The following is a 13671-nucleotide window of genomic DNA, read 5'->3' as shown; positions in this document are numbered from 1 at the left end:
AATGAACAAATGGATCGAGTTGAGAAGCTGGGGGTTACGATCGCAGCTTGATTATTTTTGAGTCTAAAGTTAATTTGGAAACTTTTTTTTAGTTGCTCTATTCAAATATTAAGAATAGCTAAAGAAATATAATTTATTATGTTCTTTTTTTACATTATAGTTAAGTCTAACTTTTAGCCGATAATCAAGTTTTTGTTAAGGATTATCATACTAATATAACCCAAAATATAGGCAAGAATAAATGTGACTAAAAATAAATAATCTTAATGTATCGAGTTAAATTAATCCTTAAATGTATCATTAAAACGTAATTATGGAAGATAGAATAATCAATATTTTGCTGGTAGAGGATGATGAAGTTGATATTATGAACGTCAAACGTGCGTTCAAAAAATACAAAATTACTAATCCTCTTTATCTAGCGGGTAATGGAATTGAAGCTTTAGCAATGTTGCGCTCTTCAAGCGAAAAACCTTCACTCGTGCCAGCAAAAAGAAGATTAATCTTACTAGACCTTAATATGCCAAAAATGAATGGTCTAGAATTTCTGCAAGAGTTAAGGCAAGATCGGGAATTAAAGCGTACCCCGGTGATCGTCTTAACTACCTCTGACGAAGATAAAGACCGCATTGAAGCATATAATTTAAACGTTGCAGGATATATTCTTAAGCCAGTTACCTTCAATAACTTTGCGGAAGTAATGGTGGCATTAAATAAATATTGGGCTTTATGTGAAATGCCTTGATTCGTTAGTAGGATAATATTATTGGTGGTTAAAAGATGAGTGAGGAACAATTTTCAATATTGTTAATTGATGATGATGAGGTAGATCGGTTGACGGTAAAAAGAGCTTTAAAAAAAGCAAATTTTTCTGCTTTTATAACAGAAGCAGTGAATGGTCAAGAAGCGATCGCTAAATTAGTTGAAGGAAACAATAACCATCAAAATAACCTACCTATAACCAATTGTTTAGTTGGCGTTTCACTAGCTGAAGAAAATTCAGAAAAAAACAATTGTATTAATAATTTTGATTTAATTCTACTAGATTATTTACTACCCGACGTTGATGGCTTAAACTTATTAGCAACATTAAAAAAGATCGATTTTAATCTCCCAGTCATTGTTTTAACAGGACAAGGAGATGAACAAATTGCGGTTGAAATGATGAAATCTGGGGCAGCAGATTATCTATTGAAAGGAAAAATTGAACCTAAGACTTTGAGTAAAGCAATTAACAATGCAATTAGAATTAATCAGGCAGAACAGGCAGTAAAATTAGCTAACCAGCGCCTTAGAGCTACTAATGAACTATTATTGTCTAAAAATTTAGAATTGGAAAGACAGCAGCAGCAAATAAAATTACAAAATATTAAACTGCAAGAATCTTATAATCTTAAATCGGACTTTCTCGCCACCATGTCCCATGAATTACGCACGCCAATGAATGCCATCATGGGGTTTTCTCAACTATTACTCCGTCAGCATACTGAACCTTTGTCATTACAACAGCAGAATTTAGTCGAGCGAATTTTTCATAACAGCAATAACTTGCTTAATATGATTAACGAAATGCTTGATTTTTCTAAAATTGAGGCAGGCAAATTAGAGCTAAATCCTCAACCATTTGATTTAAAATACTTGACTAGAATAACAGTAGAAGAATTACGCTCTTTAGCCATAGAAAAACAGCTAAGTTTAGTTACTGATATTCAATTAGAAGATAATTTTATCGTTCAAGATGCTAACTTTGTTAAACGGATTGTGATTAATTTACTTTCTAATGCCATCAAGTTTACCGAATCAGGACAAATTGTGGTGCAAGTGAAAGAAATAGGCAAAACTAAAATTGCGATCGCCGTGAGCGATACAGGTGTGGGAGTTGCTCCAGAAGATCGAGACAAAATTTTTGAGGCTTTTCGTCAAGCGGATCAAAGCTTTACTCGCCAACATTCAGGCACAGGTTTGGGTCTAGCGATTACTAATTCTTTGATTAAAATGATGGGGGGCAAAATTTCGCTTGATAGCACTTTAAATCAAGGTTCAACTTTTACAGTGGAAATCCCTCGTAAGTATGATACTTAAGTAAATCGTAATAATCTATACTTAACTATTATTTAAGCTTTTTTAAAAAATGTAATGTCTGTTACGGAAACCTCTAAGCGAAACTACATTCTGGCAGTAGATGATATTCCTGATAATCTTCTTTTAGTGCAGCTCGCTCTCGAACAAGAAGGTCATCGTGTTGTATTAGCTCACAATGGGGAAACCGCCCTAAAACAAATCAAACAATTTCCGCCTAGTCTAATTTTACTTGATGTGATGATGCCTGGCATGGATGGCTACGAAGTTACTCGACGCATCCGCCAAGATAAAAACGTGCCTTTCATTCCCATCTTGTTAGTTACAGCCAGAGAAGAATCTAGTTTAGTAGCAGGTTTAGATGCAGGAGCAGATGAATTTGTCCGCAAACCTTTCCAAATCGATGAACTACAGGCGAGAGTGCGCTCAATGTTGCGTCTTAAAGAAACCATTGACCAACGAGAGAATTTTGTTTCTTGCTTGACTCACGATCTACGAACTCCTCTAGTGGCAGCAAATCGGATGCTGGATTTAATTAAGCAAAACGTTTTTGGTCATGTCACCAGCGAACAAGAAGAAGCGATCGCCAACATCGTTAGTAGCAATGATAATATGCTGGAGATGCTTAACACGCTACTAGAAACTCATCACTATGAATTAGGACAAAAAACGCTGAATTCGATTTCAGTTGACCTACAACAACTAATTTCTGAGGTAGTTGCTGAACTTGAACCATTAGCGAGACAAAAAGGGCTGGAGCTATTATATAACGTTACAGCTGAAACAGGTTTTGAGATCAAAGGCGATCGCCTAGAGTTACGTCGGGTAATGACTAACTTAATTGGTAATGCGATTAAATTTACCGATCGAGGTCAAGTCGAAGTTTCCTTGTCACAAGAGAAATCTAAAATATTGGTTCAGGTGGCAGATTCAGGAATTGGCATTTCACCAGAAGATCAAAAGGCGGTTTTTCAAAGATACCATCAGGGAAACCATCGTCGTGCTGGTAAAGGCTTAGGACTATATCTTTGTCAGCAAATTATCAATGCCCATCGCGGAGAATTAAAAGTAGAGTCTCAGTTAGGTAAGGGAACTACCTTTATTTTTAGCCTACCCAAAGTTTAGGAGAAAATTATTCTGGCGATCGCTTATATTTTAAAGCGATCGCTTTTCAGTAATCAGTAATCAAATTACCTTCTCCGTCTGCTACTCCCAAAACTACGACTAGGTCTTCTAACTCCACTACTGCCAAAACTACTAGGTCGCTTCAACTGTTTAGGAGTGCTTTTTCCTGAATTACGCAAAGTACTTGAACCAACACCAGAACCTGTAGAACGGCTATTATTTTTTATGGTTCTACGTGCTTTATTACTAGCAGCGTTGCGCAGTGAACCAGTTGTTCTAAGGGTACGACGGTTTTTAACGGCTGCGGGAGGTGCTTGATAACGATCTTGGTAACGATTAACCGCCTGAGAGTAGCTAGTTCCATAACCACCATATCCAGTCAGTACACGTCCAGGAGTATAAACTGGCGGCACATAGTAGTGAGGTCTAAATAGAAGACTACCAATCGCTTGACCTGCCAAAGCACCAGCAAAAGGAGTCCAGAAGCTCGATTCTCTTCTAATTACAACTGTCTCAGGTTGACCAGTCTGAGGATCGTTTCTGGTTTCGGTAACGTTGTGAACGTACTCAATCTTAAAATCTTCAGTTAAATACATTACAGGTTGTTTATTTGTTACCTGAAGATAAGTTTTTTCCCCCTTAGCTGCCTCTTCTTCGCTGATTCGCGCCATTTGTAGCTGATCGGTTTGCAACATTGGCGGAGTGCCAGGAGGCGTGTTTAACAGCATTAGATTATATTCGCCACTTACATCATCGTAGGTAGCTTGCTGCACGGGATATTTACCATCGCTAATCGAGATCGGTTTAGGAGCAATATCAGCATTATTATCAAAAGATGGTTGAGTCTGCGTTGAGGTAGACGTAGTAGTAGAACCTCCACAACTTACTGTAGTCAAGCATAACGACAATGACATGAATAGAATTAAGATTTTGCGTAGCATTATAAGTTCTGGCTTTAATTATCTATTTTTGATTGTAAAACTTTCCTGACAAAGTAGGGTCTTCGGCAATTACTAAACGTGAGTTCGGGTGACGATAATTTAATGATCGGGTTAGCTATAAGCTCTTTAATTTTATTTTTCTCTTGAACCTTTTGATTAATACGACAATCATGTTTTTGAATAGCGGCAGCAAAATAAACTTTATTTCCTATTTCCTATTTACCCGCAGTAATAATCGTTACGGTATTTAGAGGAGTTAAAATAATCAAAATCTGTAGGGTGGGCATTGCCCACCCTACTACTTTGCGTCTTTGCCCCAAACTAAGCGGGATAAACCCCTTTGCGTCTTTGTCCTAAAGGATTCCCTAAAGGGCGACACGGAGTTAGTACCCTTGCGGTATACACCTTCGGATAAGCTTCGCGTCCGTCTTTGCGCGAGATTTTCCTATTTACCCGCAGTAATAATCGTCACGGGATTCAGAGGAGTTAAACGAGTTAAGTTACTAATGGGAGTAGAACGGGAAATTTGGAGCTGTAAAAGTCGATATTGCCAATTATGATTACTCAACCAATTAATCGCCTGTAGTTGATATTCAATCGTCGCAAATGCCATGACGATTAATCCCCGAACGGTCAATTTCTGACTACAGATCTGCAAAATATCAACTAAGTTTCCTCCACTTCCACCAATAAAAATGCGATCGCAATCGGGTAAATTGCATAATACTTCTGGTGCTTTGCCATTAATACTTTTAAGATTATTGAGCTGAAATCTTTGACTATTTTGCGTAATTAAGCTTGAACCCATACTAGTTTTTTCGATCGCAAATATTTGAGATGTCGGGCATAAGCGAGCTATTTCAATCGATACTGAACCAGTGCCAGCGCCAATATCCCAGACTATTTGTTTTGGCTGTAAAGCTAATTCGCCTAAGATAGCTAAACGCACTTCTTTCTTAGTAATTAAACTAGGGCGATCGCTAAAACTTAAAAAGCTACTATCAGGTAAACCAATTAAAGGTAAATTATCTAGATTTAGCTCATTTTCCTGTGCTTCCCTCACTAAAATTACAACATTTAAAGCTAAAAAATCATGTTGCTCTAAATTACTTAATTGAGTTATTTCTGCGGGTGAAAAATGACTGACCTTTTCGCTTACGTCTCCTAGATTTTCACAGATATAAAAACTATAGTTAACGGGTAATTCTAGAGCGAGGAATAGACGAGCGATCGCAGCAGGATTATTATGACCGTCAGTGAGAACTGCAATCTTATCTTTACCCTGTTTAAACAGTTCGATTAACTTATCAACAGAACGTCCATGAACGCTAATCAAATTAGCATCTTGCCAAGGAATTTTTAAACGATTAAAAGCTAATTGGATTGAACTTAAATGAGGATAAAATTCAATTTCTGATGCTTTAAATTTGGCTAATAATAGTCTACCCAAACCAAAAAAAAGCGGGTCGCCACTAGTTAAAATAACCACCACATAATGATCTAATTTTAGTTGAGCGATCGCCTCAATACCAGTATTAAGATTAGCTAAATTTAATTTTTCGGCGGGATGATCGGTAAAATAACCAAGATGCCGTTTACTACCAGCTAAAACTGTAGCCTGCTCGATAATTTGTTGTACAGTTTGGGTCAATCCCTGCTTGCCATCTAAACCAATACCAACTACAGCAATGACCAATACTTAAAATCAAGATTGAAAAGAGAAGTAATTGAATTTTCGCTCCTTCTGCCTTCTGCCTCCTGCCTCACTCCTATATTTAATTAGATTCCGAATTACTGCTAAATAAACGATAACCGAAATATAGCACAACGCCGATCACTGCCAAACTTAAAATACTGCTAACAACATGGAGTACCGCACCAACGATCGAAAAACCCAACCAAACACCGCCGACAGCTACGGCAACCTGACCAAACTTAGGTAGATTATTAAATATATTTTTACTACTATCGATCCAGTTTTTTACTTGGGGAGAAGGATTGACTTCTACTTGAGGAAATGTAACTTTGGTGTCAGAATTAGAGTCAGCTTTTTGATTGATCTCGGCTGACATTTCATCTAGCTTACTTTGCAAATCACGCTCTGAAAAACTCATGACTGTTCAACTCTCCCTTAGGGTAAGTGCATCGATATACATAAGTTTAGGATAACAAACAAAATCCCTCCGAGAGTAGTAGTGATTTCTCTGCCTTGCTTCAAATCACATCTTACTAGAATATATGTATTCAAAAGCTAGAAAGATTGCGTATTAGATGCTAATACTAGTTACGGATCAAATCATGGTGAAAAAATGTTAGAAGCGATATTGTTTGATTTAGACGGTACGTTAGCTGATACAGACTCGATTCACTTTGCTGTCTGGCAAGACATCTTGGTTAGATACGATCTTGACATCGATCGCTCTTTTTATCGGCAACGTATTTCGGGCAGAACTAATTCTAAAATTATTAAGGATATTATTCCTCAGTTGACTTTAGAAGATGCCTGGAAATTAGCCACGGAAAAAGAAGAAACCTATCGTCGTTTAGCAAATTCTCTCTTACCTACCCCTGGTTTAGATCGCTTGATCGCTCTGACAGATCGAGCTTCCATCAAAAGAGCTGTGGTTACCAATGCACCAGAGGATAATGCAGTCTATATGCTCAAGGTGTTGCGTCTGACAGATACTTTTCCCACAGTAATTATGGCGAAGGATGCACCTCCAGGCAAACCAGATCCAGCACCTTACAAGTTGGCTTTGAGCCGTTTGGGAGTAAAAAGCAAAAGAGCCTTTGCTGTTGAAGATTCCGCAGCAGGTATTCGTTCAGCCGTTGGTGCGGGTATTTACACTATTGGGATTACTTCTAGTCATCCAGCCGAAGAATTACTTAATGCGGGAGCAAGTATGACGATTGAAGACTTTAATGATAAACAACTCTGGGAATTGTTGGACAGTAAGACTAAAGCAGTTGGCTAAACTTTTGTAGAAAGTGAGCATTACAGCATTATTAGTTACCAGTGGCAGATCAGAATTTGACTCTAATTAGAACTTTAGAAGAATTATCTCTTAATGCTTGGCCATGTCTGCAACAGATTCTTGATGATGGCTGGGTATTGCGGTTTGCTGAAGGTTACACTAAGCGAGCTAATTCGGTAACACCTCTATATTTAGGGACAGAAAATTTAACTGAGAAAATTAAGCGTTGCGAAACATTCTATAGCAGCTGGAATCTTCCCTCAATTTTCCGCCTGACAAATACAGCTCAATGGTCGATCCTGGATCAAACTTTATCTGAAATGGGCTACACCAAACAAGATACGATTAGTGTCCAGGTTAAATCTATTACTAATCATGATGTTTTTAGCGGGGCATTAGACTTTACTCTCGAGCATCAGTTATCGACAGAATGGTTAGATCGTTTTGTTCATACCGATAACTTACCACTCCAGCACTGGAATACCCTATCTACGATGTTAGAAATGATACCTAATCCCACCTGCTATGGATATCTAAAAGATCGACATCGATTGTGTAGCATTGGATTAGGAGTTTTAGAAAGGAACTATCTCGGCATATTTTGCTTAACTACCGCTCAAAAACAGCGTCGTCAAGGTTACGTAACTCAATTAATTGCAGCCCTAACGGATTGGGGGTGCAGCAAAGGAGCAACCACGGTTTATCTTCAGGTGGAAACCAGCAATCAAGCAGGGATAAACCTTTACAATAAGCTAGGATTTACTGAAGCCTATCAATATTTTTACCGCATCAAGTCATGAAGGATTCAACGTTACCAGCATATATTAAGCTCGACCAGTTTCTAAAATGGCAGGGAATTACCCAAACTGGAGGAGAAGCCAAAATTATGATTAAACAGGGAATAGTTACGGTGAACGAATCAGCAGAGTTGAGACGAGGACGTAAATTAGTTACAGGCGATCTCGTTACTGTTGCTGGTACAACTCATCGAGTAGAACTTTAGTAATTTACCAGACTTAATCGCTTTTAAACAAACTTATAGCCATACGTAAAAACGTCAGAACATTTTTGAAATACTACTTTTTACTTCCTATTTCCTATTTCCTATTTCCTACTTACGAGCCGATCACTCTAATCGTCCCAATCTAACTTCATACGGCTATATCTGGTCGTAAATGACTCCAGGGTTGAGTTTGTTCGAGTTGAGCAGCCAGGGTAATAATTGTCGCCTCAGCATTTGGTTGACCGATTAACTGCACCCCCAAGGGTACTCCATTAGCATCAAACCCAGCAGGAATATTAATTACAGGTTGTCCCGTAACATTAAATGGCGGACAGGGCAGTATCCAGTTGGCAATCTTGTGAAATGTTGCTTCAGAACTAAGATTTTGCCATTCGCCAATTTTAATTGCAGGGTGCATATAGGTTGGCGCAACTAATACATCCATTTGCGCAAAGAGACTCACTAGCTGTCGGGCAAACAACTGCATCTGAGTTACCGCCTGGGAATATTCTCCTGCTGTACCAGACTGTGATAGCACCCATTGATTCATCGGACTTAGTACCTCGGTGGGAATGCCTGAGCCAGCTACCGCACTTGACCAGACAATTTTAAAGGGTTCAATCAGGGGAGTTAGGTCGATCGCCTGGGGAACAGCAGTATGTCCCATAGCTTCCAACTGCTGCACTATCTGAGTAACGGCTTGCTGGCATTCTGGGGCGGGTTCGCCTACAGGCAAGAGAGAAGTTAGATAACCGACTTTTAGCGCAGGTAAGGACTGTTGAGTATGGCGGAGAAAGCTAATTTCAGGTGGTTCTAGCCAATAGGGATCTCCTGTGATGTAGCCCGTTGCGAGATCTAAAAAGGCAGCAGCATCCGCTACGGTACGAGTAACAATGCCGTGAGTGCCTAAACCGCTTAAGCGATCGCCTACAGGTGCAAAAGAAATTCGCCCGCGACTGGGTTTAATTGCCACTAGACCACAGCAAGCAGCAGGGCCACGAATTGATCCCCCCGCATCTCCCCCTAAAGCGATCGCGCAAAATCCCGCAGCCACCGCAGCCGATGAGCCACCACTAGAACCGCCAGGGGTATAATCTAAGTTCCACGGATTACGAGTCGGCGCAAACCCTTCTGGTTCGGTATAGGGAAAAGAACCGAGTTGGGATGTTGCCGTTTTGCCTAGAATAATAAACCCTGCCTGTTTAATCTTGCTCACTACCCCATCGTCATAGGTAGCAATTTGATCTTTAAGGGTGGAAATGCCATAACTTATGGGCATACCCGCCACAGATTTCATATCTTTGATGGCAATCGGTACACCAAAAAAAGGTGGCAGACAGTTAGTCTCTAAAGTTTGCTCTAGCTGAGCGCTTTTTGCTTTTGCCTCGGCGATCGCACTTTCTCTGGCGACATAATAAAAACTACCCACCTGAGAATCATATTTAGCAATGCGGTCTAAATACATCTCGGTCAATTCTAGGGGAGTAACCAGCCGCTCTTTAATTAACTTGGCTTGTGTTAAAGCTGAGGTAAAAGCTAGGTCTGAGGCATTGTTTAAAGACATAGAGTAGTAAACAGGATAGAGTATTGCAGTTAACTGAAATAGTGATTCTACTATTTATTTAAGCCAAGTCCTTGAGACTAAAGATAGCATTTACTTAGATTCAAACCGATTCAAACTGCCAAGAACTGCTGGATAACTTCTCGGCTCAATTCCTCTGTGCTGCCAGATGCCACAATACCGCCTTTTTGCATCGCATAATATTTATCTGCTTGACGGACAAAGTGCAGGTGCTGCTCAACTAGCAAGACAGAAATACCAGTAGCAGCAATAATTCGTTTGACCGCTGCCTCAATTTCCAGAATGATCGAGGGCTGAATACCTTCAGTAGGTTCATCCAACACCAATAAACGAGGTTTACCCATCAAAGCACGAGCGATCGCTAGCTGCTGCTGTTGTCCCCCACTTAAATCTCCCCCCATCCGCGCCAGCATGGTTTTCAGCACGGGAAATAGCTCAAATATTTCTTCAGGAATCGATTCATTGCCCTTCCTACCCTGGGGTTTTGCCTCTAAACCTAGTAGCAGATTATCCTGAACCGATACGCGGGGAATAATTTCTCTGCCCTGGGGTACATAGCCAATACCCAACTTTGCTCGGCGATCTGGGGTTAGTTTAGTTAAGGGTCTATCTCCTAAAAAAATCTCTCCCGTGCGTGGTGGAAGCAAGCCCATAATCGTCTTTAACAACGTCGTCTTGCCCACACCATTACGTCCGATCAAGCAGACCATTTCCCCAGCAGCCACACTGAGATCGACATTACGCAAAATATGACTTTCACCATAATAAACATTTAAGTCAGATACCCTCAGCATTAAATCTGTTGCTTGTTGATTGTTCATTGATATTTATTTTTTAGATTTGCTTGATTAATTTATTATTAGCAACTAGCCTAAGTGCTGATGTTAGATAATTTTGAATATATAGCCATACCTACTACCCATGAAGCCAATCACCCTAATTGTCTATCGCTAATTTTGTACGGCTATATATCTGTCTGAACCTTTGTTTCTAAAATGTGAAATGGTCTTTGAATCAAGATTAAAATTCCAGCTAAGAAATTTTTGAATATATCCTGAAAAGTAAAACCTATTGCTACAGTGCTTAATCCCAGAGTTGCAATAATATCACCTACGCTTAGTCCTGGAAAAGGAATGATACAAGCTGTAACTACACCTACTACCCAAGCAGTGATATCAGCAGTTTTAATCAGTGTAAAATCCTACATCTATGTTATTTCCTACTACTCCCAAGTTTTCTGATTTCAGTCTTCCTACATGAGACTGCAAATTAATTTCGCTGCTGTCACTTATTGCTAATACGTGACGTTCTTCTAAGTTTTGTTGGCAATGCTGGGCAATACTTTGTCTTTGTTCTGATACTGTCACGTTTTCATGCTCCAAAAAGCGATAATATCCTACTTGTTCGGCTCTATTTCGACTTATTTGGCGGATTTTGACTGATTGATGTTCCTGTAATGCTTCATATAATGCTACCCCCTTTTGAGCAATCTTGGGTCTCCAAATGTCTTGCCTTTGAATTTTTCTGCGTGAACCAGTATTGGGTTGTCCATCTATCCTAAAATGTTTTTTAAGCTCCTCTGTGATAGTTTACTTTGACTTGTGTGTACACGGTAGAACAATTGGGCTGGGCAAAGAAACAGTTAATCTTTTCGGGAGAGGCAATCTTATCCTATTCCTTGGGTGGTATTGCTTTAGCTGGCTTTGTCGCGGCATACTACTGTGCCGTTAATACACTGGCTTATCCTCCAGAATTTTATGGCGCACTGTTGGAGATCAAGTTGGGAATTGTACCTTACTTTACCGATACCGTGGCATTAGCTCCAGGTGTTCATACCGCCCGTTGTTGGCTAGCTAACGCTCATTTCTTTCTAGCCTTTTTCTTCCTTCAAGGTCATCTTTGGCACGCTCTAAGAGCAATTGGCTTTGATTTCAACCGAGTAATTACAGCTTTAGACAATGCGGGAACTCCCCAATCAGATGAATCTATGGTCGGCAAACCATAAGAAGCGACAAAACCAGCTATACAGTAAGCTATACAGTGGGCTGGAGATCGGGGTAAAGTTCCAATTGCATTGTTGCGATCGCGTTCTCATTTATAGCTTAGTGCAGACCATACTTTGCATTGAGCTTTTCTTGTTTGATCGTTGCAAATTTTAATGTATGCAATTATAAGTATTATCGTTTGTAGTTAATTAGCAGTTAATTAACCATAAGCTTTTTTGCCTAACCTCAGTGACTAGAATAGCTATAGTAACAAACCATCATGAATGATTGGTTAAAGTAGAATATAGGTCTACATAACCATCTTCCGACACGATCAGAGCTAAACAGTTAACTTTGTGGCTCATTTCATCAATATAGCGAATGGCAGAGTTATATCTAGCACCTCTACTAGAACTACCATTTTTGGAAGCTTGTCCATCGAGAATTACGCCAAAAGAATAAATAATTCCCTCTGGGGAGAGCAAAATTGCCCCGTCTATGTTGGATAAATGAGAAATAATACTTTGAGAGACAATAACTGGTTCAATTACAGTACTTTGAGCTGCTAATCGTTGGGTTTCTTGTTCCGCTTCTGAAGTAATAACCAACATCGTACCGTGGCGTTGCTCGATCGCTGCTTCTACTGCTTTAACTAATAAATTTGCTGTTGTTGCATTAACTTGAAACAATTGAGCAACATGGTGGCAAAATAGCTGGCGATCGAATCGCGCCCTGGGTAGTCTTGCTTGTCGATACTTAACCCGCAGCATAATATTTTCTGCATGAACCAATTCCCAGGTTTGATTTTCAGCAAATCTAATTTCAAATAAATTTTCGAGACTAGGTTGATAGGTATCCAAAGGAAGTCCTAATCCCCAGACAGTTTCAATATCACATAACAAAGCCATCTTATTACTAGATACTTCTAATAGTTTGCGAATTCCGCGATAATTATAAATTTTAATTGGCTTTGCTAATTTAACCTTAGCTGCAATATCAGGATGATCTTTATGACAGATAATCAGTCTACCCTCACTAGCAGCACCCTCATAGCGTTCGGCAGCGATCGCATTGGCAAAAGATAATAAATCGACTTGTTGCCACTGGTTAATATGTACCTCTACTGATTGCAAGAGATTAGCAGCAGCGTCTTCGATCACTCTCTCTGAATTACCTAGAGATAGAGTGTGTCCTGCTGAATTATTTTGTAATTCTAATTCACCTTTTTTCAATACTTGATAAATCAGGGCTTCCAAAAAACAGCGCTCAATCCGATATTCTTGCATTGAAGGTAGTTCATGGGTTGCTTTATTGAGGCAATATTGACGATTAAAGTCTTGCTGCTGAAGCTGAATTATCGTCATAATCCAGTGATCGTTTTTCTGGATTGGTAAGCTACAAAAGGAAACCTGCTCTCGTTGGCGATCGTATTGCTGAAGAATTGACTGTACAGCAGAACGTAGAGCTTTAGGGTAAAGAGAATCTCTATGAGCCTGATTAAGATGGCTGGCACTCTTAAAAAATAACAGTTCGGGATCGTTGTCGAAGTTCTGTTTTGCTATAGAGAATACCTGCTCGAAGTCATCGGCAATAAAGCCACAGTTTTCTTGGTGAAATAAGATCTGAGGTACGTTTTGAGTTGTGAGCGGAATACCCAAAACAAAAATATTTGAGGCGATCGGTAGCTCAAGAATCTGTAAAATACTTTCGAGCAGATTTTTGATCGCAGCTTGAAATGTATGTTGCCAGCGCCACATAAATATCTTGGTTTGCATTAGGTTGTCATGTTTTTTGAGAGATACAAGCTCGCTTTGATTGCTAGTCAAGGCCTAGATCAAGTTTATCTTGCAAAATATCAAAGTTTGAACAACTTAATTTGGTAATTTTCCCCAAAAAAAATCCCCCAGGTACCAAACTGGGGGATGATTGATGTAACAGAAAGTATCTGTTGCATAGCTCTATCTCTTCTCTAATATGTTCT

At 39.4% G+C, this 13671-nt stretch carries 14 protein-coding genes and 1 pseudogene; 7 read left to right on the top strand and 8 right to left on the bottom strand.

What is annotated here, in order from left to right:
* The first annotated feature begins 313 nt into the window (after positions 1–313).
* The 3 genes from KME09_20455 to KME09_20445 are packed head-to-tail and all read left to right on the top strand — an operon-like array spanning position 314 to position 3204.
* The gene (locus tag KME09_20455) at positions 314–745 is read left to right on the top strand and encodes a response regulator (GenBank protein MBW4536312.1); all 432 of its coding nucleotides are present in this window, start codon (positions 314–316) and stop codon (positions 743–745) included.
* A gap of 35 nt (positions 746–780) precedes the next feature.
* Positions 781–2082, top strand: coding sequence for a response regulator (locus tag KME09_20450; GenBank protein MBW4536311.1), 1302 nt, complete (start codon positions 781–783; stop codon positions 2080–2082).
* A gap of 54 nt (positions 2083–2136) precedes the next feature.
* Positions 2137–3204: a hybrid sensor histidine kinase/response regulator gene (locus KME09_20445; GenBank protein ID MBW4536310.1), complete on the top strand. Its 1068-nt coding sequence runs from the start codon at positions 2137–2139 to the stop codon at positions 3202–3204.
* Positions 3205–3269: 65 nt separating this feature from the next.
* On the opposite strand, the gene KME09_20440 is transcribed toward KME09_20445, so the two are convergent.
* From KME09_20440 to KME09_20430, 3 genes are all read right to left on the bottom strand, one after another.
* Positions 3270–4145 carry a hypothetical protein gene (locus KME09_20440; protein ID MBW4536309.1) on the bottom strand — a complete coding sequence of 292 codons (876 nt, stop codon included), beginning with the start codon at positions 4143–4145 and terminating at the stop codon, positions 3270–3272.
* 445 nt (positions 4146–4590) lie between these two features.
* Positions 4591–5841: a precorrin-6y C5,15-methyltransferase (decarboxylating) subunit CbiE gene (gene cbiE, locus KME09_20435; protein MBW4536308.1), complete on the bottom strand. Its 1251-nt coding sequence runs from the start codon at positions 5839–5841 to the stop codon at positions 4591–4593.
* A gap of 79 nt (positions 5842–5920) precedes the next feature.
* Complete coding sequence (locus tag KME09_20430) at positions 5921–6259, bottom strand: hypothetical protein (protein MBW4536307.1); 339 nt, start codon at positions 6257–6259, stop codon at positions 5921–5923.
* Positions 6260–6454: 195 nt separating this feature from the next.
* On the opposite strand from KME09_20430, the gene KME09_20425 reads away from it, so the two are divergent.
* From KME09_20425 to KME09_20415, 3 genes are read left to right on the top strand one after another with little or no spacing between them, the layout of a single operon-like run.
* Positions 6455–7120, top strand: coding sequence for an HAD-IA family hydrolase (locus KME09_20425; GenBank protein MBW4536306.1), 666 nt, complete (start codon positions 6455–6457; stop codon positions 7118–7120).
* Between the two features lie 41 nt (positions 7121–7161).
* Positions 7162–7920 (top strand): GNAT family N-acetyltransferase, encoded by a 759-nt coding sequence (locus tag KME09_20420; GenBank protein ID MBW4536305.1) that lies wholly within the window; start codon positions 7162–7164, stop codon positions 7918–7920.
* Positions 7917–8123, top strand: a complete 207-nt coding sequence (locus KME09_20415) for an RNA-binding S4 domain-containing protein (protein MBW4536304.1) — start codon at positions 7917–7919, stop codon at positions 8121–8123. Before KME09_20420 ends, KME09_20415 begins: the two co-directional genes overlap by 4 nt.
* Before the next feature lie 148 nt (positions 8124–8271).
* On the opposite strand, the gene KME09_20410 is transcribed toward KME09_20415, so the two are convergent.
* From KME09_20410 to KME09_20395, 4 genes are all read right to left on the bottom strand, one after another.
* On the bottom strand, positions 8272–9687 hold the full coding sequence (locus KME09_20410) for an amidase (protein MBW4536303.1): 1416 nt from the start codon (positions 9685–9687) through the stop codon (positions 8272–8274).
* Positions 9688–9797: 110 nt separating this feature from the next.
* Positions 9798–10526 (bottom strand): urea ABC transporter ATP-binding subunit UrtE, encoded by a 729-nt coding sequence (gene urtE, locus KME09_20405; protein MBW4536302.1) that lies wholly within the window; start codon positions 10524–10526, stop codon positions 9798–9800.
* Between the two features lie 143 nt (positions 10527–10669).
* Complete coding sequence (locus tag KME09_20400; protein MBW4536301.1) at positions 10670–10897, bottom strand: mechanosensitive ion channel family protein; 228 nt, start codon at positions 10895–10897, stop codon at positions 10670–10672.
* The gene (locus KME09_20395) at positions 10890–11072 is read right to left on the bottom strand and encodes a hypothetical protein (protein ID MBW4536300.1); all 183 of its coding nucleotides are present in this window, start codon (positions 11070–11072) and stop codon (positions 10890–10892) included. Before KME09_20395 ends, KME09_20400 begins: the two co-directional genes overlap by 8 nt.
* Before the next feature lie 260 nt (positions 11073–11332).
* On the opposite strand from KME09_20395, the pseudogene KME09_20390 reads away from it, so the two are divergent.
* A pseudogene (locus tag KME09_20390) lies at positions 11333–11710 on the top strand (chlorophyll a/b binding light-harvesting protein).
* Positions 11711–11968: 258 nt separating this feature from the next.
* On the opposite strand, the gene KME09_20385 reads toward KME09_20390, so the two are convergent.
* Positions 11969–13465, bottom strand: coding sequence for a DNA integrity scanning protein DisA nucleotide-binding domain protein (locus KME09_20385; GenBank protein MBW4536299.1), 1497 nt, complete (start codon positions 13463–13465; stop codon positions 11969–11971).
* Positions 13466–13671: the final 206 nt, after the last annotated feature.

Source organism: Pleurocapsa minor HA4230-MV1 (assembly GCA_019359095.1).
Classification (GTDB): domain Bacteria; phylum Cyanobacteriota; class Cyanobacteriia; order Cyanobacteriales; family Xenococcaceae; genus Waterburya; species Waterburya minor.
The sequence above is the reverse complement of the archived record's forward strand: the minus strand, read 5'-3'. Positions and strand labels throughout refer to the sequence as shown.

Coding starts and splice junctions, on each gene's coding strand:
- KME09_20455 (MBW4536312.1), top strand. CDS start 314: ATGGAAGATAGAATAATCAATATTTTGCTGGTAGAGGATGATGAAGTT.
- KME09_20450 (MBW4536311.1), top strand. CDS start 781: ATGAGTGAGGAACAATTTTCAATATTGTTAATTGATGATGATGAGGTA.
- KME09_20445 (MBW4536310.1), top strand. CDS start 2,137: ATGTCTGTTACGGAAACCTCTAAGCGAAACTACATTCTGGCAGTAGAT.
- KME09_20440 (MBW4536309.1), bottom strand. CDS start 4,145: ATGCTACGCAAAATCTTAATTCTATTCATGTCATTGTCGTTATGCTTG.
- KME09_20430 (MBW4536307.1), bottom strand. CDS start 6,259: ATGAGTTTTTCAGAGCGTGATTTGCAAAGTAAGCTAGATGAAATGTCA.
- KME09_20425 (MBW4536306.1), top strand. CDS start 6,455: ATGTTAGAAGCGATATTGTTTGATTTAGACGGTACGTTAGCTGATACA.
- KME09_20415 (MBW4536304.1), top strand. CDS start 7,917: ATGAAGGATTCAACGTTACCAGCATATATTAAGCTCGACCAGTTTCTA.
- KME09_20410 (MBW4536303.1), bottom strand. CDS start 9,687: ATGTCTTTAAACAATGCCTCAGACCTAGCTTTTACCTCAGCTTTAACA.
- urtE (MBW4536302.1), bottom strand. CDS start 10,526: ATGAACAATCAACAAGCAACAGATTTAATGCTGAGGGTATCTGACTTA.
- KME09_20385 (MBW4536299.1), bottom strand. CDS start 13,465: ATGCAAACCAAGATATTTATGTGGCGCTGGCAACATACATTTCAAGCT.